Source organism: Streptococcus sp. 4155 (assembly GCF_013276695.1).
GTDB classification, from domain to species: Bacteria; Bacillota; Bacilli; order Lactobacillales; family Streptococcaceae; genus Streptococcus; species Streptococcus pseudopneumoniae.
Genome location: NZ_VMLM01000094.1, coordinates 1 through 18753, shown reverse-complemented (window position 1 = coordinate 18753; position 18753 = coordinate 1). Strand labels below are relative to the sequence as shown.

The window sequence follows — 18753 nt, the reverse complement described above, 5'->3', positions numbered from 1 at the left end:
ACATTTGAAATGGGCAGGTTAAAACTCAATTATGAGATCACAATATGGCGAGCTGGATAAAGTTACCTGGCCGGAAGATTTAGCCAAGGGTTTTGAAGAATGCATGAGAGTTCTAAAAGTTGGAGGTACTCTAGTTTTTAAATGGTCTGATTGTCAAATCAACGTTAAAGAAGTTCTTAAATCTGTACCTTTTAAACCATTGTTTGGGCAACAAAGAGGTACTACGCATTGGATGACGTTTATGAAATTTAAGGAGGTCATAGATTGAAACGATTCATAGCAATCTGGATTCTGCTATCTGCTGGACTAAACATCTGGCAGATGGACAGGATTGCAGAACTAGAAAAGAAAAAGCCGATGGTTATCTACAAGGCGGATAACGCAGGCGCTGAGATTTTCGGTAAAGTCGTCGAGAAAGGACGACACGGCAAGCTGTATACAATTACAATTCGTGATTACGGAGTGTTCGTGGTTACGAAGGACGTGTATGAGAAAGTGAAAGTTGGGGATGAGGTGATGTTATGATACCAAAATTTAGAGCGTGGGATAGACTGCGAAAAGAAATGAATTACAAAGTCATGGTAGGCAATTGTGATACAGATGACGAAAACTGGACTTGTCCTATCATTTGGATTGAAGAGAAAAAAGATTGGTTACATTTTGATGATTATGAATGTATCATGCAATCAACAGGACTCAAGGATAAGAACGGCAAGGAAATCTTTGATGGGGATGTTCTTGAAATTCAAGATGAAGGAGAAGTCCTTGGGAATGCAAAATTGACTTGGGATAATGAGCAAGCTGTCTTTATGATAGAAGCAATAAGTGTAGATGATATTGCGCCCTTTCATGAAATTCTTAGCGATGAAAGTTACTCTTATAGAGTCGTTGGCAACATCTACGAAAACAAGGAGTTACTAGATGCCTGACGTAGAATGGATTATGGAGAATTGCCATATGATGCGTGACAATGGTATCTGGGCAGGAGAGAAGCAGATTTCCTACGCTAGTCCAGATGGGCAATATACGTATTACGTAAACAAGCGTAAAGATGGCACTTATTATTTACATGGAGCGTATAAACATTATGGCAGGACGTAGATGGACAGAAGATGAGGTTGATTATCTGGAGTGGTACGTCTTGTCCAGAGAAGAGCATGATTTAACACAGGCTTGCAAGTTTTTGGATAGAAGTTACAACGCAGTTCGGTCAAAATTAGCCAAACTCCAGAAATACAATCCTAACTTGCAATTTAAGCCCAAATGGTCAGACGCAGATGATAGCTATATCCTGAAATACTACCAACGCTTTTCGTACAAGACCTTGGCTCGTATCTTAGGACGTAGTGAGAAAGCCATTCGAGACCGCATCCGAAAATTAGGGAAACGAAAAATTTTAGACTTGACTATATTTCACAAAGATGTAGTTTCGCTAGCCAATCAAGGTATAGCTGTAAAAGATATCGCACAAAAATTAGGACTACATTACAATCAGGTATATTACTGCTTGAATAAACATCAGATTCCTTACAAAAAGCGAGAGTTTAGAAATCAAAGTAACAATCTCGCTTGGAGGAATTTGAATGATATGATTTTTATGAGGAGGACTTAACATGACAGACAACATAAACAAACCAAGCCACTACCAAGGTGCAAACGGTCTTGAGGCTATCGATGTTGTGCATAACTTCGTTGGGATCCTTTCCGGAGCGTCTGCTTTCTTTTGGGGCAACGCAATCAAGTATATGCTACGGTTTCAAAAGAAAAACGGTCTGGAAGACCTGAAGAAAGCACGTAAGAACCTTGATTGGTTGATTGAGGAGATGGAGCATGAATGAGTACGCATTATATCAAGGTGAAACGTTCGTGACGATAGGAACGCTTGAGGAAATCAGCAAAGAAACAGGAATTGCCGAGAGGATGTTGAAGTATTACACTTTTGCATCTACACAAAAACGCCATCCGAATGGTAGGGCAGTAATAAAGATTGAGGTGGATGATGAAGGATAAATTAAATCCAAGACAAGCAAGTAGGTTTGCTTTCTTGCTAAAGCAAAAACGTAAGGAAAGGAAGTTGTCACAAGAAAAGTTAGCAGCTAAACTAGGCTATAGTCGCTACCTGATTGCTAAATGGGAGAAGGAGGAAAGTGTACCGAATATTTATAATGTAGAAGATATCTGTACTTACTTTGCTTTTCCTGCTGATATTATTCTCGGGAGTAGGGCATGAAAAAAGCCAGCACAGCTGACTCCTCATGGTATGGTTTCGCATAACTATTATATCATGAGGAGGAGTTCGTGTGCAAATAGAGTTATTGGATATCATCGATGAAAAGAAAACCAGAAAGGAAGCTATCAAAGTCCTAAAAAAATACAGTCGTCTGAGACGGATTGCTGGAGAAGAATACGCCCCCAAAATAACAATATCCTACTCGCTTGAACCAAAATCATCAAGTGGTCAGACAAGTAAGCAGGTAGAAAGCATGGTCTTGCGTAGAGTATCAGCTCAGCAGGACCTGGAACTCATCGCTAAAGCAATCAACAATCTTTCCGATATGGAATACACACGTATCCTAATCGAACGATATTGCAGGAAGAAAAGGAGGGAAGACTACAGTATTTATTCAGAACTAGGCTACTCATCCAGTGAATATTATCGGATATTGAACAAAGCTCTATTAGAGTTTGCGGAGTCCTATCAAGCAAGCAACCTTCTAGTTTACAAGTGATTTCTGGGAAAAATCTGGGAAAATCTTGGGAGAATTGGAACGAAAAAAGGTGCTAAAATAGTATTATCCAATGATTGGGTAACGAACAGTCATGAGGACTCCTAAAAATACAGAGGTTTCGGCCTCTTAGACAGTAAGGACAGGTTAGCAGGTTGTTTGGGTCTCCTTGAAACTTTTACCAAGCGTGCGTTTTACTGCTAGACCAGCTGGTTCAATTCCAGCTACTGTCATATTCAATGCCACGACCAGTGGCTTTTTTTGATTATTTGAAAGGTGGTGATACTTGTTTTGAATATTGTAGAACCAATCAGGGATAAAGATGATATACAGGCTATGAAAGATTATCTGAGAGAATGGAATGAGCGTAATTATATTTTATTTCTTTTTGGTATCAATTCAGGTTTGCGAGTTGGTGACATTTTAAAAATTCGAGTAAAGGATGTTCAAGGTTGGTATATCAAACTGAAAGAACAAAAGACTGGGAAGAAGAAAAAGATTAAAATGACTAAAACTCTCAAACGTGAGGTTAGAGAGTATATACAAAATAAACCTCATCATCATTTTTTATTTCAAAGTAGAGTCGGAAAAAATAAACCACTTGATCGTAGGACTGTGGATTGGATTTTAAAAGTTGCTGCATCTGAGTGTGGTATTGAAAATATAGGAACTCATTCAATGAGGAAGACATTTGGATATCATTATTATAAAAAGACAAAAGATATAGCAATGTTGATGAGTTTGTTTAATCATTCATCACCAGCTATTACCTTAAGATATATAGGTATTCGTCAAGATCAACAGGACAAAGCGATGTCAAATTTTGGATTGTAGTTAACCAATTAGACATAACGAGTCAAACGCTAATTCATTTAGTGGATTACTGTATATCCTTATTGTGTTAGGCTTTTTGGCGACTGTTTGAATTAGACAGAATATAAGATATGTCTAATTGAACGCTAGAAAATATAGAGTAACAGCAATTTAAAATAAGTATCTTTAAGATAATTATTGACGAAAGATGTAATGGACAAAGAATATTAAACAATGATTGAAGTTTCAACTCGAGAAGAACGAAACCAGTTTTACAATTCCAGCGAGTGGAGAACGATAAGAAGGCAAGCACTTAAACGAGATCATTACGAATGTGTATGGTGCAGGGATGAAGGCAAGGTCACGACTACTAATTTAGAAGTTGACCATATCAAGGAGCTAGAGTTCTATCCAGAGTTCGCGCTTGATATCGATAACCTACGAACATTGTGCAAAGCATGTCATAATAAAAGGCATGATCGTTTTGATAAGAATGACAGAAATTTCCGAAAAGATGAATGGTGGGGTTAGGTGAACGAATCTTAAACACCCCCCGGTCAAAAAAATCAGGAAATTTCAAAGGAGCCAGTAAGCGGTCTGCACTCGACTGTCCAAATTTTTAACAAAAAATTAAAGGGGGTAGGGGGTAATGGAAGAATACTCGGAAAAAAATATAAAAGAATTAGAAAATCAGCTACTTTCTAAAATTGGCTATTTCAGTCCTAGAAAAAAGGATGCGATTCAGTATGAAAAAGTCAATCGCTATCTTTATCTTGTCCGGCTGCTTTATGAGCTGAAAGCTAAACTTCATGAAGACGGACTGGTCATCACTGTTCACAATGGACAACAAAGATTCCAAAAAGCGAATTCTCTCATCAAGGAAATCAACACAACCAGCAATCAGCTTTTGGCTATTGAGCGGTCGTTTGATTTTGATGTTGAAAATTCTCCTGTCGAGAAAGCTACGTCTGGAGCTGATCTGTTATGATTTCTCATCCGCTGGTTGATGACTACATCAAAATGGTCGAGTGTGGAGATATTGTCGTCAACAAGGAAAGGAAGTTGCTGTTTAAAATCATCAAGGAGAAAATCTATCCTCGTGATGATTTGTATTTTGATAATGACTTAATTGACAAGTTCATTCGGTTTGCGGAAAAGAATTTTTTCCCTCTGGCTAAGTATCAACTTTTCTTGACACCGTTCATTTTTCTTTTTCGGAAGGTAGACGAGGAACCACACTTTGACGAGTATCTATACACACTTGCTCGTGGGGGTGGTAAGAATGGTTTTATGTCAGCAAGGTCATCGTTTTTTATCAGCCCTATCTACCCTATCAGAGATTACGATGTGACTATCACTGCTAACTCTGAGAAACAGGGTAAGGTTTCGTTTGAGGAAGTTTATGAGACTATCCAAAGGCGTGGTCTTGAGGACCATTTCTATCTGACTAAAATGTCTATCACAGGTCGAGCGAACAACTCGGTCTTTTCTTTTCGGACGAATAATCCGAAGACTATGGACTCTGCTCGTGATGGTTGTCTTGAGTTTGATGAGATTCACCAATTTGAAAATGATAAGGCTGTGAAGGTTCAAAGGTCTGGTCTTGGTAAGATTGCTCATGTCAGGACTTTCTACAACGGTACGAATGGGTATGTGCGCGAGGGGTTCTATGACAAGCTGATAGAGAAGTCTATGCAAATCTTGAATGGAGAGGTTGATGATTTCAGACTCTTCCCTTTTATCTGCAAGCTTGATAGTGCGGATGAGGTGGATGACATGAAGAATTGGCCGAAAGCAAATCCGATGTTGGATGAAAGCACGCCTTACGCTAAGAGGTTGCTTGCTAGAACTAAGGCTGACTATGATGACCTTGAGCTGGAGCCGTCTGGTCGTCAGGAGTTCATGACTAAACGGATGAATCTTCCTGAAGCAGACCTTGAGAAAGATGTGACGACTCGTGAAAGATTACTTGCTTGTTTACGTTCGCCTGGTATTGACTTGTTGGGTAAGTCCTGTGTCGCAGGATTTGACTATGCTAGCATTCGAGATTTTGCGAGTGTTGGTTTGTTGTTTAAGAACGGAGATGAGTTTATCTGGAAACAACATTCATTTGCTCGTAAAGCATTTTTGAAAGCTTTTAAACTTAAAGCTCCTATTCAGGAATGGGCAGATAGAGGCTTATTTACAATTGTGGACGGCCCTAGTATTGACCCTCGTTTATTGGTCGAAAAATTGAATGAATGGAGTAAGTTTTATCAGATTGAGCTTGTATGTGCAGATGGTTTCAGAATGGACTTGTTAAAACCTCTTTTGGAAGAGGCTGGTTTTGAATATGAGTTCTTGAGAAATCCTGGGGCGATTCAATCCAAGGTTGCGCCAATCATTGAAGACGGATTTGCTAATGAACGATTTATCTTTGAGAATGATAATTCTATGATTTGGTATACGGATAATACCTACGTCAAAGAGGACAAGGATGGCAATAAGCGTTTCTTGAAGAAAGAGCCCGTCAGAAGAAAGACGGATGGTTTCCATGCCTTGATTGCTGCTCTATACAAACGTGAGCTTGTACATGAGTCGAACGTTGGGGAATTCCTCGATATGTTAGAGGATTGGGAGTTTTAATCTAAGAATAAATTTTGGGTGGTAGGTTGGTAATTGGATAGGAAGGAGGGGAAGCATGGGGTTCTTAAATTTATTTAAGCGTGATGCGCCTGATGTTGGTTTTGATTTTGAAGAGTTGGAACGAATGTTGGGGTGTTTGCAGTTAAAGAGTTTAGCGATTGATAAGTCGGCGGAGTTTGTGGCTCGTATCTTTGCTAAGTCGGAATTTCGGTATATGGTGGAGAATCATCATGTGACGTCAGACTGGGATTATATTTTAAATGTGCGTCCCAATAAGAATGAGTCGGCCTCGGAGTTCTGGCAGAAGGTCATTTATCGCTTATTGACGAAAAACGAAGTACTCATTGTTTTGTCTGATGATAAGCAGTTACTGGTAGCTGATGCTTTTACTCGTAGGCGTTATGCTCTGTATGATGACACCTTTGAGATGGTGTCTGTCGGGGATTATACATTTCAGAGGAAGTTTGCTATGAGTGATGTCATCTTTCTTCAGTATAATAACAATCGCTTGCAAGAATATGTATCTGACTTGTTTTCTGATTATGAAAAACTACATACTCGTCTGGTGGAAGCCTTAGCTAGAAATAATCAGATCCGTGGGGTTCTGGCTACAAAAGCGAATGGAACTTTTGATGAGGATAAGAGAAAGAAACTGCAGAGATATGCGGACAATCTTTTTAAGTCCTTTACGTCTAAGACGGTTGCCATTGTACCGACAATGGATGGTGTGGAGTATTCGGAGTTGACCAATACGGTAGGAACTACAAATCTATCAGTTGAAGAGTTGAAGAAACTGAGACGTCAATTTGATGACGAGGTTGCGGATATATTAGGTTTGCCGACGGCTTTGATGCATGGAGATATGGCTGATTTGTCTAATAGCCAGAAGATGTTTAACAGTTATTGTTATGAATCGCTGGTTAAAAAAGTGGGTGACGCTCTAAACCATGCTATGGTGAGTTCGGCTGGATACGCTAATCAGAAAAAATTTGTGATTTTTGGTGAGGGGGGACTGGATAAGTTTGCTCTGGCTGAGAACATAGATAAACTCATCTCATCTGGGGCTATGACTCGAAATGAGGTGAGATTGGAACTTGGTCTTGAGGCTGTTCCTGGTGGGGATTCTTTCCTTATCACTAAGAACTATCAGGGTGAAAACGAAATAGAGAAAGGAGGAAATGAGGATGACAATCATTCAGATTAAGGGAGCGATTGTATCCAATGATGACCGCTGGTTTTATGATTGGATAGACATGGATGCAACTGCTCCTAAGGATATTGTATTGCCGACGACGGGAGAAGATGTGGAGGTGCACATCAATTCTGGTGGTGGTGATGTGTATGCTGGTAGTGAAATCTATACAGCATTGCGTGCTTATCAGGGGCATGTGACGGTGAAAATCGTGGGGATTGCTGCTAGTGCTGCGAGTGTTATCGCTATGGCTGGTGATCAGGTGGAAATTAGTCCTACAGCGCAAATCATGATCCATAATGTATCTGCTGGTGTACGTGGTGACCATAAGGCGCTCTTGCATGAGGCTGGTGTGTTAGAAGGGTTTAATAAGTCCATCGCATATGCCTATATTGATAAGACTGGTAAGGCATTAGATGATTTACTGGATCTAATGGAGGGTGAAACGTGGTTTGATGCTCGTTCTGCTGTTAATCATGGCTTCGCAGATAAGGTCATGTTTGAAAGTCAGGAAGCTCCTGTCTTGGTAGCTAGTCAGACACCTGTGATTCCTCGTGATTTTATCGAAAAAATCCGATCTGCGATGACCCCAGATGTGGAGTTATTGGCGGACTTGGTTCGTGATAGGTTGAATAACAGTTTACCTATCCCAGAAGATAAGAAAAAAGAAGACAAGACGGCTGAACCTGTGGGGTTGGGTCGTTTCCCATTTTAAGAAAGGAAATAAAAAACAATGATGAAACTTGGTAATGAATTTACAACTGCTCGTCAGAACTTTATGAATGCAGTAGAAACTGGTGCTCCTATGGAAGAGCAAAATAAGCTCTATAACGAGATGATTGAGGCATTGACAGATAAGTTGCAAGATGATGCTCGAGAAGCTGCTCGTAAAGAAATCGCAACTATGAATCCATACGATGCGCACTTGACTGCTGAAGCTCGCGAATTTTTCAACAACATTGAGAAACTTCCTCCCAAAGGAATTGAGAAATTGTTCCCTCAGGAAACAATTGACCGTATTTTTGAGGATATGGTGGCAGCCCGTCCACTTCTTCAACACATCGGCTTGCGTAATGCTGGTATTCGTTTGAAATTCCTCAAGTCTAGTCGTACAGGTCAAGCGGTTTGGGGTAAAATCAATGCTGAAATTCAAGGACAATTGAAACAAGAATTTGCTGAAGAAGAAGCGATTCAGTCTAAATTGACTGCTTTTGTTGTAATCCCTAAAGACTCTGAAAAGTTTGGTCCTGCTTGGCTACAGTCTTACGTATCCATTCAAATTACAGAGGCCTTTGCAGCTGCTCTTGAAGCTGGTTATTTAAATGGTGATGGGGACAACAAGCCTATCGGGTTGTCTCGTACTCTTACAGGGACTGCAGAAAGTGAAAAAGTAACTTATGCTGAGAAACAAGCTCAGAAAAAACCATTGACTTTCGCAGACTCTGCTACCGTGGTAAAAGAGTTGACGGAGGTTTATAAATACCATTCTACAAAAGCTGACAATACCACTCCTGTTGCAGTAGAAGGTAATTTGGTTATGGTAGTGAACCCTGTAGATGCCTGGGATGTGAAGAAGCAATATACGTCTCTCAATGCTCAGGGTGTATATGTAACAGCTATGCCTTATAACCTCATCTTGGTTGAGTCGGTTGCTCAAGCGTCTGGTAAGGTGACTACATTTGTCAAAGGTCGCTACGATGCCTTTGTAGGTGGGGGGATTGAATTTGGACGATTTACCGAAACCTATGCTTTAGAAGACTTGAATCTCTACACTGCTAAGCAATTTGCTTATGGTAAAGCGCATGATGAAAAGACTGCTGCTGTGTGGACACTGAGTATTGCAAAATAAAAGGTGACGAAGGATGGAGATTGAAGCTAAACTTCATTCCCTCCTTATTCCTTTTAAGGAGCGGATGAGAATTTTTCATAGCGGAGAAGATGCGAATCTCTCACGGATGTTAGAAAGTTCTCAAATGGTTATTACCCGCTTGGTAGGAAGTGGGAATATACACGATCATCAAATAAGGGAACTTATCTTAGAACGTGCTCGCTATGTCTATAATGACCAAGTTGAATTTTTTTACGAAAATTTCAAAGCGGATATTTTAGCATTATCGTTAGATAAGATAGAAATGGAGGATAGTGATGATTAAGGTATTAAAAGAGTTTTATGACCTCAAGGAGGGAGTCCTTAGGCAAGTCGGAGAAAGGTTTGAAGCGACAGAAGAACGATTTGCTGAGCTAAAGGAACATTTACCTGACTATGTCGAGTTGGAAAAGTCGTCCAGAAGTCGTAGCTCTAAGGAAGTAGTGAGTGTAAATGAAGAGGAGTGAGGGACCAAGCTATCGTTACAAAAAGCCTGAGTCTCAAAATGGAGACCTGAGAACTCCCCTGACTTTCTATACCTCTAAAATAAAAAAAGGGGTTGATGGTCGTGATGTGAGTTACGAGAAGGCTTTTTATACGATGGGGCAAACTTATTCTCCAAGTATGAAAGACGTTGAGATTGCAACTGGAAAAGCGATGAAAGCTAAGATGACTTTGAAGATTCGTGACCCTCTGACAGATTATCAGCCTGAAAATCGGCATTTTGTCGAAGTGGGGGATATCCGTCTAGTTGGTAAGAAATGGCAAATCATTGATGTCCGTCCTGATTTTGCTAATCGGGATTTTTTGATTGTCCTTATCGGAGGTGGTCGTGATGTCTAGTGGAGCTAATCTAAAAGGATTTGATGATATTTTGAGGAATATTGAGGCTCGACTAGGAGAGCCGGTAGTTCGTAGAAAGGTCAACAGAGCCTTGAAGGAGACGGTTGAGGAGTTTGAGCCAACTTTCAAACGGGCTATGGCGGTGTACGCTGACACTGGGAAGACGGTTGGTGCGGTCGTTCATGGGAATGTGACTGGTACATCCAGCGGAGTTCCAATGGTTAAATTAGGTTTTAAAAGTCCTCGTTGGACTCTTATTCACTTAAATGAATTTGGCTATGCAAAGAATGGGCATCCTCGTGGTTTCGGAGTCATGCGCCGCTTTTTTGAAGCGAGTAAGCCGGTCTTTAAGTCTAAAGTTGGCATGAAGTTAAAACAGGAGTTTTTGTAATGATTAAAGACAAATTAACTGAACTCTACGATGCTTTGGAAGAGGATGAGTCTTTATCTGGTATTAGTATCAAGTCTTTTGAGCGTCCTGAGAGCTTGGGAGATGGTGAGACCAGTATTGTCATTATCCCTGTAGGGCCTCCAATGCAGACGGCTCACGGTAGTAATACTAGTTTGGCTAAGACTTTTCTCTATCAAATCAATGTAGAGTCTACTAATCGAGTGGAGTGTAAAGAACTCCAAGGAAGAATTGAAAAAATAATGGAAGAACAGGGATTTTATCAGACTGAAGGTGGTTTGGAACAATGGATTCCTGATATTAAGCGCTATGTAGACGTTCGGACTTATCGTGGTATGAGCGCTCTATATGAGAAATACTAGAAAGAAGGAAAAAGAAATGACAGTAAAAGGAACTGCACTTATCGGACTTAAATCAGTCACCATTCGTGTGCATGATGGACAGACTCCAACGGTTGGACAGAACCTCTTCACGCTAGAAGGTAAAGATAATGAAGGGGCTACACAGACCGCTAGAGTAACTGGATTATCTAGTGACCCTGTAAAGACTTATGGTAATAATGTGGCTTATCACGTCTCCAATCGAGGAGTCGGTGATGTTAAGGTAGAGATGGGCTTGCTTGATGTCCCATTAGCTTTATATACGAATGCTTTGGGGTATGGCGATGATGATGGTATCTATTACTTCGGTGCAGACACAGTTGCCAAGAATGTTTCCATTCTCATTGAAAGTAATACTGCTGATGGGGAACCTGTTTACTATGGTTTTTATAAAGGTCAGCTTTCTATGGATGCTATTGATTTTGAAACGCTCAAGGATAAGGCGAATGAGTTAGCTACTACTAGTGTGAATTTCACTGCGACAGCTAGTTCAGACGTTGCAACTAAGGGGCGTTATGGTGCTATTGTTTATGGTTCAGATACTGAAAAGTTGAAGAAATTGAAAGGTCAACTAAACATAACCGCTGCGGGGTAGAAGGAGGGCGAAAGCTCTCTTTTACTTTTTTAGAAAGGAAAGTATATGGCTAAGGTTCAATTTACAATTAAAAATGACAAGGGAGAAGATGTCCTAAAAAAGAGCAAAGAAATCACAACTCGTGATTATCGTGACTATTTGGTCATGAACGAATCCTTGACAAGTGATTTATCTGAGGTAGAGAAGCTTGATAAGCAGTTGGGATTTATTGCTAGTTTGTTTGATGATGTGACAGTAGAACAATTACTAGAATACACAGATTTTGCGAAAGTGATTTCTATTTTTACAGCAATTTATGCTCATCTGGTAGGTGATGTAGACCCAAAGGAAAAGAGCTAGCACCTGGGCAAGCGATCAAACGTTTTTATGGTTTTGTCAAGCAAGTTACAGAGGGTCCTTATGGAATGAGCATTCGCGATGTGATGGATACGAGTTGGGAGGACTTGATGGGGGTCTTGGGAAGTCTGGAAACGAGTGAACAAGAAGAAGTGCTTGACTTGGCAGATTTTTTAGAAAGTCTCTAGGTCAAGACTTTACAAATCAAAGGCTTAGGAATATAATAGAGGTATAAGCGAGGAGGTGGAAGAAATGTCTCGAAAAGAAAAAGCACGTAGAAGATATTGGTTTTGGTTTACCATTTTTATCCTTTATCTTGCTTTTGGCTTGTATTGTATTTGTACAAATTTTGTAGATATCTTTGGTATGCTCTTGCTATCACCCTTTATCTTTGCTTCCTTGCCACTCTATGCTTATCTATATCTTGGTATGTTTATCTGGTCTTTTATGAGCCTGGCAATGGATGATTTTTATAAAGAATGATGAAAAGTCCGTGAGGGCTTTTTCTTTGCTCTGAGGAGTTAGGAAGGAGAACAAGATGGCAAGCGGTACGCCGTTAGGTCAGATGTATATTGAGCTAGGGTTGGACGTGTCAAAGTTCAGTCCTACTCTAACTGGTGCAAAAAACGCTGTAAAGTACTTTCAAAATAATGTCCGTTCTTTGGATAGTACTTTAAAGGGGAATGAAAAAAACGCTAGCTTACTTCAAGCGAAATACAAGACTTTGGGACAAGCTATTGATTCACAACGTAAAGTTTTGGATGAGATGAAGAAAAGTTTTGACAAACTTGATCCTGGGACAGCTAAGTTTGACAAGGCTGCTGCTGATATTCAGCGTGAGAATGCTAAGTTGGCAGTAATGGAAGGTCAGCTACGCGGTGTTGAAAAAGCTTTGCAAGATGTGGGGCGTGAAAATAGTTGGTCTGGTAAGATGGATGCCTGGAGTGAAAAATTTGCAAAAGGTGGAGAAAAATTGCGGGCTATGGGCGATGCAATGAAGCCTGTATCTGCTGCTTTATTAGCTGGTTTTACGCTTTCTACTAAGAAGGCGATTGACTTTGAGAGTCAGATGAATACAACTAAATCTCTGTTAGCAGATACTATTCCAACAGCGGATGAACTGAATAGTACCACACAAAAGCTGGGGGAAAGTTCAAAAAATTGGGCGAAGCAGTATGGGATTTCTACTGCATCTATCAATGAAGGGATGCAAGAAATTATCAAGAAAGGTTTTGATGCCAATCAGACAATCGAAGCCATGCCTGCTATCCTAGACGCTGCAAAGGCATCTGGTGAGGACTTCAATACGGTTATGAACGCCACTACGAATATTTTGCAACAATTTGGGCTATCTACTCAGGATACAGAGCGAGTAACCAATAGCTTAACCTTTGTCGCCAATAAAACGGCTGCTGGTTTTGCTGATATGGGGGCTGCAATGGAGTATGTTGGTCCCGTTGCTAAAAACGTTGGTATGAACTTGGAAGAGACTGCCGCTGCTGTTGGTCTTTTGTCCAACAATGGTATTGCTGGTGAAAAGGCTGGTACGGCTCTGCGTGGAGCTTTAACAAGGCTACTGAAACCATCAGAGCAAAATGCAAATGCAATGGAGAAGCTTGGTTTTTCTGCAGAAGAATTTCGTAGCGGCGCGATTAAGCTACCTGATATTTTGGATCGTATCAAAAAGAATACGGAAGGGATGACAGATGCTCAGAAATCGGCCTTGATTGCTACAGCCTTTGGTACAGAAGCTCAGACAGCGATGAATATCTTGGTTGACCAAGGTGGAGATGCGTTGCGTAATCTTGCTAACGAAACCAAGGGGGCGACAACTTATACCAAGGATTTAGCAAATGAATTATCTAAGTCTTCTAAAAATGGTGTGGAACGTTTTAAATCTAGTTTAGAAGTTTTACAGATTAACATTGGTCAGAAATTATTACCATTACTAACTCCTGTGATTGATAAGGTGAACCAATTTATCGACTGGCTAAGTAAGGCTCCTCCAGCCGTACAGAGCTTGGCGGTTGGTATTGGTGGTTTTTTGGCTCTGGGCTACCCTTTCTTGAACTTTCTAGGCAATGGGGCGACGGCTCTTAGTATTTTGATAAAACATGCCGGTAAATTAGAAGGACTATTAAAGGGCGGTCTCGGTCTTGCTAAATTGACAGAGCGTGCTGGTAAATTAAAAGGACTTTTACAAGGTGGTCTCGGTCTTGCTAAGGTAGGAAGCGAAGCCACTGTTTTAGCGGAAGGAGCTGGCGCTGCTGCATCTAGTTCTAGTCTCTTGTCTGGAGCCATTGGGGCTTTGACAAATCCTATTGGTTTGCTGGTGGGTGGTGCTGCTTTACTAGCTGGAGGATTGGTCTATCTAGGACATAAGAAAGACGAGGCTCGCATTAAGGCGGAGGAATTTGGGTCTCAGTTGAGTGATACTGCAAGGAAAGAGTTAAGAGATTTCCAAAGTAAGGTAGATGATACCAGTACAGCAGTAGCCAACTTTGGAACCCACGCTGGCGATGCTGAAAAAGTTTCTGAAGCTTTTCGAAAACTTCATGAAGAGGTAGCAGCAGGTGCTGAAAAAGCTAATCAACGTATGGAAGAATTAGCTAAAAAGTTGGGGTTTAGCGATGAAGAAATCGCTAAAATGAAAGTAAAAAATGACCAAGTTGTTTCAAATACCGATGCAATGGCTAATCAGGTCAGTGAAATCTACAAACGTCATAATGGAGACGCTAGCAAGTTTTCTCAAGAAGAAAAAGAAATCGTCTTAAACAACCAAAGAGAGATGATCAAAGCTAGAATCGAAATGATGGAATTATCTGGCGAACAACAAAAGGCTGCGCTTCAGGCTCTGAATGGAGAGATTGGTAGTTTAAATGAAACGCAATTAAAGCACACAAGAGATGTTTTGAAGAAGGCTCTGGATGAAGAAAATCAGTTATACAAAACCTCAAAAGATGGATTGAAACAACTCTTAGATGCCAAACGTATCGATCAAGAAACTTACAATAAAAAAATTCAAGAACTTGAAACAAACCACCAGCAAACCATGGAAGCCTTAGGTACTAAGTATTACCAGGTTATGCAAAACCTTGACGCTAAGGTAAAAGCTCGAACTGGACAAAGCTGGAACTACTGGGAAGAAGCTAAAAAGGTTCTGGAAGAATATGGTTTGTCTTATGAAGTAATCGGTCAAAAGGCAGCAGAAGCTTCTCAAAAAATGGGTGATTCCCATAGCATTCTTGCTAAGTATACTAGTGATATGAGCAAGGAAACGAGAGAAGCGAATGATGCTTGGTCTTTGCTCGTCGGAAACATTGATGAAAACAACAATTTTGTCATTAAATCAAACGTAAAAGAAGTGATTGGGGAAGCGACTAAATCTGCTGAGGGTTGGGAGCAATTGCAATTTATTGTTAAAAATGCGAATATCAACTCAAATGCTCGGGTAACGATTGCTGAAGCTCTCGTTGAGTCTGGTAAGTGGTCAACCATGACACTGGAAGAAAAACAGTTGATTGTTCAAAATCAAGCAGGACTGCAAGCTATCTTTGATAGTGAAAACCATCTTAGAATCTGGAACAGTATGCCTGCTGAAGTCAAGCAACTGCTTTTGGAAAATACAGATGTGATGAATAAGGCTGAGGAAGCTTCCAAAGCGCTCTATAACTATGATGCCTTGACTCCTAAGCAGAAAGAGTTGCTGGCTACGGATGAGAATTTCAGAAAGGCTGTTGCGCGTTCGACTGACACGCTAACGACTTGGAATGCGATTACTCCATTCACAAAAGATTTGAAACTAGATCCTACAAATGTTTTGAACAACGGGCAATTGTCAATCGATAAAATCATGGCTTGGAATCTATCTAATCCAGAGAATAAGTCATTAAATGCTACTGACAATACTAGTGAAGCAGTTGCTAGTGCAAAAGCGAGTGTGAACTCTCCGAAACAGGAAAAACCAATTGATTTACTTGCGAAAGATCAGACTGCAGGCGTTAGAAATGAGACGAGTGCGGCTATTAATGCGATTAAGCAACATAATCCAGTAGATATCCTTGCTAAAAATAGCACTTCCAGTACTGTCAGCGAGGTCAAAAGCGTCGTTAATAGCATTCAAGACAAAACGGTTACAATCAGCGCTCGAGATAATGCTTCTGGCGTGCTTGCAGGCATTAGGTCTTGGATTACTAGGGTAACTGGTGATTTCTTTACCAATGTTTTTGCTAGTCGGCATGCCCACGGTACCAACTATCACCCTGGTGGTCTTGCTATGGTCAATGACCAACGCAATAGTACCTACAAGGAATTGGTTACTCTTCCAGATGGTAGGAGCTTCATTCCTGAGGGGAGGGATGTTCTTCTTCCTCTTCCTAAAGGGGCTAAAGTTTTGCGGGCGGATAAGACCAAACGCTTGATGCGTGAGATGGGGGTTCCTAAATATGCTGCAGGAGTTGGCATTCCGAGTGATGCTAAATTCCTTCGTGAGATGGAGGAAGCACAAGCTAGAATAGTGGTTCAAGCCAAAGGAGATACAAATATCAAAGACAGCGATAAAGTCGTGTCTGAGATAGCGATTCTGAGAGCAAGTATGGAGAAGATCCTTACTGCTATCCTTGAAAAGCCGTCAGATACTTACCTGGACGCTGATAAAATTTCAATGAGCGTCTACCAACGTCAAGGTGCGATTTATGCTAGGGAGGGAATTTAATGTTTTACATGATTATCAATGGTTTCAATACATCAACTATCCCTCACTGCGTGGTGACGGATTTTGGTCAGGTGGAGGCAGCTAAACCTAGGGTGGTTGAAGATGCTAACCTCTACGGAGCCAACGGAAGTTATCGAGTGCTGGATGGTGGCTATGAGAGTTATGAACGGACTTTTTCGTTCTATATTCCTAAGTTACTGGATGTTTCGACTATCGTGGAGAAATTTCAGCCTAAGGACAATGTGCTGGAGTTTAGCTACCAGTTGGGTTCTGTCTTTTATGCGGATTTTATTGGTGCAACCTATAGCCCTCATGGGATGCATGCCTGGAAGCTAGAGCTTAAGCTGAGTATGCAACCGTTCCGCTATCAGAAAAATCTTGCTCCTCTTATTTTTACCGCAAGCGGTAATGTCAACAATCCAGGCTCTGTCTATAGTGAGCCTGTGATTGAGATTGAGGGGGACGGAGATATTTCTTTGACTATCGGACGGACAACCATGCACTTGACCATTAGACGAAAAGTGACCATTGATTGTAGGCATAAGAAACAGAATATTTACAATGCAGATGGCGCGGTTCAAAATACGCTACGAAAACGTGGAGGCTTCTTTGAGTTGGCAGTTGGTAATAACGGTCTGGTCTTTACTGGTACGGTTCGTAAGGTCACGGTTCGGCCGAATTGGAGGTATATCTTATGATTTATCTTACAGAGGGAAATAGGCCTTTAAACGAGGCCTACAATGATGAAATTGTCCATTTTGGGAACAATACCTATCAACTGACCTTTCGTTTTCCTACATCGGATCCCAAGTGGGAATTACTGAAAGAGGAAACTTTTCTGACTGCAGATGACCTACATGGTGAGCAGGATTTTTATATTTTTGAGGTTGAAAAGCAACAAGGATATATTCAAGTCTATGCCAATCAGGTTATCAGTTTGTTAAATAATTACATCGTTAGCTCTATCGAGGTTGACCGTGTCAGTGGGACAAGGGTGTTGAGTGCTTTTGCTGGTAGTATTACCAGAGCCAATCCTTTTTCTTTCTTCTCTGATATTGATGATAGGCATACGCTCAATATCAAGGACAAGAATGCTATGGAGGTCTTGGCCAAAGACAAGCATTCTATCCTTGGTCAGTGGGGCGGAGATATGGTGCGAAACGGTTACAACTTACGTTTGTTGAAGAATGGCGGTTCAGAAAATGAATCGCTTTTTATGTACAAGAAAAACCTGTCTAGCTACCAGCATAAGACCTCTACCAAATCGCTGAAAACTCGGATAACCTTTAAAACAACCGTTAAAGGTGAGGGAGAAAAGGCGGTTGACCATGATTATATGGTGGTGATTGACAGCCCCTTACTTGGGAACTACAGCCAAATCTATGAAGATGTCGTGGAGGTCAATGACCAAGACGTGACAGATGAGGCTAGCTTGATTGCATATGGTAAGCAGTATTTTCGGACAAGTATGTGCGACATGCTAGAAGATAACCTTGAAATCTCGGTTGTCGGTCAGAGTGATGTTGCGGTGCAGATGTTTGATGTGGTCAGTATCTACCATGAGTGGTACGGTCTTGATGTTCGTAAGAAAATCACCAAATATACCTATTCGCCAATGGCAAAACGTCTAAAATCAATAGGTTTTGGGACCTTCCAGTCCAGTCTTGCAAATGCGATCGGTGGGATTGTAAATGATGCCGTTTTGAATGAAAGCCGAAATCTGCATCAGATTTTTGAAGAACGTTTGAAAAAGGAAATCGCCAACGCTGACCGTGCCTTTGACGCTGAATTTACTAAGCGTGAGAAAGCTATCACGGATGCCATCGAACTTGCCAAGGCTAAGGCGGAAGAAGTCAAGCAAGAAGTGTCTGACACTATCAATCAGCGTTTCAATAGCTTTCATGATGAACCTTTACGAGAATCAAGGCGCAAGGCTGAGGAAGCTTTGAGACAAGCTGGCGCAAGTAGCTCTCTTGCTCAGGAAGCCAAGCGGATTGGGCTGGATTCTGTTGCTAGACTTGAAGCGTTTAAGTCGCAGACTAGGAGTGCTCAGACGGCTTTGTCGGGTGATTTGAATCTTCTAAAGCAGACAGTTACCAATGATATAAGCTCCAAGCAAAGGCAACTTAAAACTGACATTTCCAAACAAGTTCAAGCTCTCGGTCAGATAAAGAATGACTTGGCTGGAGTCAGAAGCTCTCAGGCAAGATATGAAGAGACGACTAAAGGCAGGATAACTGCACTGACGAACAG

The 18753-nt window shown here is 41.0% G+C and carries 26 protein-coding genes and 1 pseudogene; all 27 read left to right on the top strand.

Annotated features, from left to right (window positions below):
• Positions 1-268 (top strand): annotated as a pseudogene (locus tag HT715_RS12095) (SAM-dependent methyltransferase); the annotation flags it as partial.
• Positions 265-525 (top strand): DUF1372 family protein, encoded by a 261-nt coding sequence (locus HT715_RS10535; RefSeq protein WP_138702235.1) that lies wholly within the window; start codon positions 265-267, stop codon positions 523-525. The pseudogene HT715_RS12095 and the gene HT715_RS10535, both read left to right, overlap by 4 nt.
• Positions 522-929, top strand: a complete 408-nt coding sequence (locus HT715_RS10530; protein WP_138702236.1) for a YopX family protein — start codon at positions 522-524, stop codon at positions 927-929. Before HT715_RS10535 ends, HT715_RS10530 begins: the two co-directional genes overlap by 4 nt.
• A complete protein-coding gene (locus HT715_RS10525; RefSeq protein WP_001113499.1) occupies positions 922-1101 on the top strand; it encodes a hypothetical protein in 180 nt (59 codons plus the stop codon). Before HT715_RS10530 ends, HT715_RS10525 begins: the two co-directional genes overlap by 8 nt.
• Positions 1088-1612, top strand: a complete 525-nt coding sequence (locus HT715_RS10520) for an Lrp/AsnC family transcriptional regulator (protein WP_023933902.1) — start codon at positions 1088-1090, stop codon at positions 1610-1612. The genes HT715_RS10525 and HT715_RS10520 overlap by 14 nt, the downstream gene beginning before the upstream one ends.
• A gap of 1 nt (position 1613) precedes the next feature.
• Positions 1614-1838 carry a DUF3310 domain-containing protein gene (locus HT715_RS10515; protein ID WP_050207555.1) on the top strand — a complete coding sequence of 75 codons (225 nt, stop codon included), beginning with the start codon at positions 1614-1616 and terminating at the stop codon, positions 1836-1838.
• Positions 1831-2010, top strand: a complete 180-nt coding sequence (locus HT715_RS10510; protein ID WP_001007110.1) for a hypothetical protein — start codon at positions 1831-1833, stop codon at positions 2008-2010. The genes HT715_RS10515 and HT715_RS10510 overlap by 8 nt, the downstream gene beginning before the upstream one ends.
• The gene (locus HT715_RS10505) at positions 1997-2230 is read left to right on the top strand and encodes a helix-turn-helix transcriptional regulator (RefSeq protein WP_226373500.1); all 234 of its coding nucleotides are present in this window, start codon (positions 1997-1999) and stop codon (positions 2228-2230) included. The genes HT715_RS10510 and HT715_RS10505 overlap by 14 nt, the downstream gene beginning before the upstream one ends.
• Positions 2231-2300: 70 nt before the next feature.
• Positions 2301-2729: an ArpU family phage packaging/lysis transcriptional regulator gene (locus tag HT715_RS10500; protein ID WP_023940104.1), complete on the top strand. Its 429-nt coding sequence runs from the start codon at positions 2301-2303 to the stop codon at positions 2727-2729.
• A gap of 288 nt (positions 2730-3017) precedes the next feature.
• Positions 3018-3560 carry a site-specific integrase gene (locus HT715_RS10495; protein WP_001028145.1) on the top strand — a complete coding sequence of 181 codons (543 nt, stop codon included), beginning with the start codon at positions 3018-3020 and terminating at the stop codon, positions 3558-3560.
• A 213-nt stretch (positions 3561-3773) separates the two neighbouring features.
• The gene (locus HT715_RS10490; protein ID WP_000573817.1) at positions 3774-4070 is read left to right on the top strand and encodes an HNH endonuclease; all 297 of its coding nucleotides are present in this window, start codon (positions 3774-3776) and stop codon (positions 4068-4070) included.
• A gap of 118 nt (positions 4071-4188) precedes the next feature.
• On the top strand, positions 4189-4527 hold the full coding sequence (locus HT715_RS10485) for a hypothetical protein (RefSeq protein WP_000393458.1): 339 nt from the start codon (positions 4189-4191) through the stop codon (positions 4525-4527).
• Positions 4524-6164: a terminase TerL endonuclease subunit gene (locus HT715_RS10480; protein WP_000623346.1), complete on the top strand. Its 1641-nt coding sequence runs from the start codon at positions 4524-4526 to the stop codon at positions 6162-6164. The genes HT715_RS10485 and HT715_RS10480 overlap by 4 nt, the downstream gene beginning before the upstream one ends.
• A gap of 55 nt (positions 6165-6219) precedes the next feature.
• Entirely contained in the window at positions 6220-7368 is a 1149-nt protein-coding gene (locus HT715_RS10475) for a phage portal protein (protein ID WP_000506468.1), read from the top strand.
• Positions 7349-8071, top strand: coding sequence for a head maturation protease, ClpP-related (locus HT715_RS10470; protein WP_023933956.1), 723 nt, complete (start codon positions 7349-7351; stop codon positions 8069-8071). Before HT715_RS10475 ends, HT715_RS10470 begins: the two co-directional genes overlap by 20 nt.
• An 18-nt stretch (positions 8072-8089) precedes the next feature.
• Entirely contained in the window at positions 8090-9205 is a 1116-nt protein-coding gene (locus tag HT715_RS10465) for a phage major capsid protein (RefSeq protein WP_023933958.1), read from the top strand.
• Positions 9206-9218: 13 nt separating this feature from the next.
• Positions 9219-9509: a hypothetical protein gene (locus HT715_RS10460; RefSeq protein WP_000401889.1), complete on the top strand. Its 291-nt coding sequence runs from the start codon at positions 9219-9221 to the stop codon at positions 9507-9509.
• Complete coding sequence (locus tag HT715_RS10455) at positions 9502-9690, top strand: hypothetical protein (RefSeq protein ID WP_000598693.1); 189 nt, start codon at positions 9502-9504, stop codon at positions 9688-9690. The genes HT715_RS10460 and HT715_RS10455 overlap by 8 nt, the downstream gene beginning before the upstream one ends.
• Positions 9677-10066 carry a hypothetical protein gene (locus HT715_RS10450; protein WP_000830391.1) on the top strand — a complete coding sequence of 130 codons (390 nt, stop codon included), beginning with the start codon at positions 9677-9679 and terminating at the stop codon, positions 10064-10066. The genes HT715_RS10455 and HT715_RS10450 overlap by 14 nt, the downstream gene beginning before the upstream one ends.
• Entirely contained in the window at positions 10059-10457 is a 399-nt protein-coding gene (locus HT715_RS10445; RefSeq protein ID WP_023937056.1) for a hypothetical protein, read from the top strand. Before HT715_RS10450 ends, HT715_RS10445 begins: the two co-directional genes overlap by 8 nt.
• The gene (locus tag HT715_RS10440; RefSeq protein WP_000588569.1) at positions 10457-10837 is read left to right on the top strand and encodes a hypothetical protein; all 381 of its coding nucleotides are present in this window, start codon (positions 10457-10459) and stop codon (positions 10835-10837) included. Before HT715_RS10445 ends, HT715_RS10440 begins: the two co-directional genes overlap by 1 nt.
• 16 nt (positions 10838-10853) lie before the next feature.
• The gene (locus HT715_RS10435; protein ID WP_138707267.1) at positions 10854-11450 is read left to right on the top strand and encodes a major tail protein; all 597 of its coding nucleotides are present in this window, start codon (positions 10854-10856) and stop codon (positions 11448-11450) included.
• 45 nt (positions 11451-11495) lie between these two features.
• A complete protein-coding gene (locus HT715_RS10430) occupies positions 11496-11789 on the top strand; it encodes a hypothetical protein (RefSeq protein ID WP_001151571.1) in 294 nt (97 codons plus the stop codon).
• A 249-nt stretch (positions 11790-12038) separates the two neighbouring features.
• Positions 12039-12269: a hypothetical protein gene (locus HT715_RS10425; protein WP_138702237.1), complete on the top strand. Its 231-nt coding sequence runs from the start codon at positions 12039-12041 to the stop codon at positions 12267-12269.
• Between the two features lie 55 nt (positions 12270-12324).
• A complete protein-coding gene (locus HT715_RS10420; RefSeq protein WP_138702238.1) occupies positions 12325-16500 on the top strand; it encodes a phage tail tape measure protein in 4176 nt (1391 codons plus the stop codon).
• The gene (locus HT715_RS10415; RefSeq protein WP_138702239.1) at positions 16500-17198 is read left to right on the top strand and encodes a phage tail protein; all 699 of its coding nucleotides are present in this window, start codon (positions 16500-16502) and stop codon (positions 17196-17198) included. Before HT715_RS10420 ends, HT715_RS10415 begins: the two co-directional genes overlap by 1 nt.
• Positions 17195-18753: phage tail spike protein (locus HT715_RS10410; protein ID WP_240149860.1), on the top strand; the 1559-nt coding region annotated here is incomplete at its 3' end. The genes HT715_RS10415 and HT715_RS10410, both read left to right, overlap by 4 nt.

What these genes read in the sequence shown, in the direction of transcription:
- HT715_RS10515 (WP_050207555.1), top strand. Translation starts at nt 1,614, where the DNA reads ATGACAGACAACATAAACAAACCAAGCCACTACCAAGGTGCAAACGGT.
- HT715_RS10530 (WP_138702236.1), top strand. Translation starts at nt 522, where the DNA reads ATGATACCAAAATTTAGAGCGTGGGATAGACTGCGAAAAGAAATGAAT.
- HT715_RS10485 (WP_000393458.1), top strand. Translation starts at nt 4,189, where the DNA reads ATGGAAGAATACTCGGAAAAAAATATAAAAGAATTAGAAAATCAGCTA.
- HT715_RS10430 (WP_001151571.1), top strand. Translation starts at nt 11,496, where the DNA reads ATGGCTAAGGTTCAATTTACAATTAAAAATGACAAGGGAGAAGATGTC.
- HT715_RS10465 (WP_023933958.1), top strand. Translation starts at nt 8,090, where the DNA reads ATGATGAAACTTGGTAATGAATTTACAACTGCTCGTCAGAACTTTATG.
- HT715_RS10420 (WP_138702238.1), top strand. Translation starts at nt 12,325, where the DNA reads ATGGCAAGCGGTACGCCGTTAGGTCAGATGTATATTGAGCTAGGGTTG.
- HT715_RS10440 (WP_000588569.1), top strand. Translation starts at nt 10,457, where the DNA reads ATGATTAAAGACAAATTAACTGAACTCTACGATGCTTTGGAAGAGGAT.
- HT715_RS10460 (WP_000401889.1), top strand. Translation starts at nt 9,219, where the DNA reads ATGGAGATTGAAGCTAAACTTCATTCCCTCCTTATTCCTTTTAAGGAG.
- HT715_RS10425 (WP_138702237.1), top strand. Translation starts at nt 12,039, where the DNA reads ATGTCTCGAAAAGAAAAAGCACGTAGAAGATATTGGTTTTGGTTTACC.
- HT715_RS10445 (WP_023937056.1), top strand. Translation starts at nt 10,059, where the DNA reads ATGTCTAGTGGAGCTAATCTAAAAGGATTTGATGATATTTTGAGGAAT.
- HT715_RS10490 (WP_000573817.1), top strand. Translation starts at nt 3,774, where the DNA reads ATGATTGAAGTTTCAACTCGAGAAGAACGAAACCAGTTTTACAATTCC.
- HT715_RS10450 (WP_000830391.1), top strand. Translation starts at nt 9,677, where the DNA reads ATGAAGAGGAGTGAGGGACCAAGCTATCGTTACAAAAAGCCTGAGTCT.
- HT715_RS10415 (WP_138702239.1), top strand. Translation starts at nt 16,500, where the DNA reads ATGTTTTACATGATTATCAATGGTTTCAATACATCAACTATCCCTCAC.
- HT715_RS10525 (WP_001113499.1), top strand. Translation starts at nt 922, where the DNA reads ATGCCTGACGTAGAATGGATTATGGAGAATTGCCATATGATGCGTGAC.
- HT715_RS10455 (WP_000598693.1), top strand. Translation starts at nt 9,502, where the DNA reads ATGATTAAGGTATTAAAAGAGTTTTATGACCTCAAGGAGGGAGTCCTT.
- HT715_RS10475 (WP_000506468.1), top strand. Translation starts at nt 6,220, where the DNA reads ATGGGGTTCTTAAATTTATTTAAGCGTGATGCGCCTGATGTTGGTTTT.
- HT715_RS10480 (WP_000623346.1), top strand. Translation starts at nt 4,524, where the DNA reads ATGATTTCTCATCCGCTGGTTGATGACTACATCAAAATGGTCGAGTGT.
- HT715_RS10505 (WP_226373500.1), top strand. Translation starts at nt 1,997, where the DNA reads ATGATGAAGGATAAATTAAATCCAAGACAAGCAAGTAGGTTTGCTTTC.
- HT715_RS10510 (WP_001007110.1), top strand. Translation starts at nt 1,831, where the DNA reads ATGAATGAGTACGCATTATATCAAGGTGAAACGTTCGTGACGATAGGA.
- HT715_RS10435 (WP_138707267.1), top strand. Translation starts at nt 10,854, where the DNA reads ATGACAGTAAAAGGAACTGCACTTATCGGACTTAAATCAGTCACCATT.
- HT715_RS10520 (WP_023933902.1), top strand. Translation starts at nt 1,088, where the DNA reads ATGGCAGGACGTAGATGGACAGAAGATGAGGTTGATTATCTGGAGTGG.
- HT715_RS10470 (WP_023933956.1), top strand. Translation starts at nt 7,349, where the DNA reads ATGACAATCATTCAGATTAAGGGAGCGATTGTATCCAATGATGACCGC.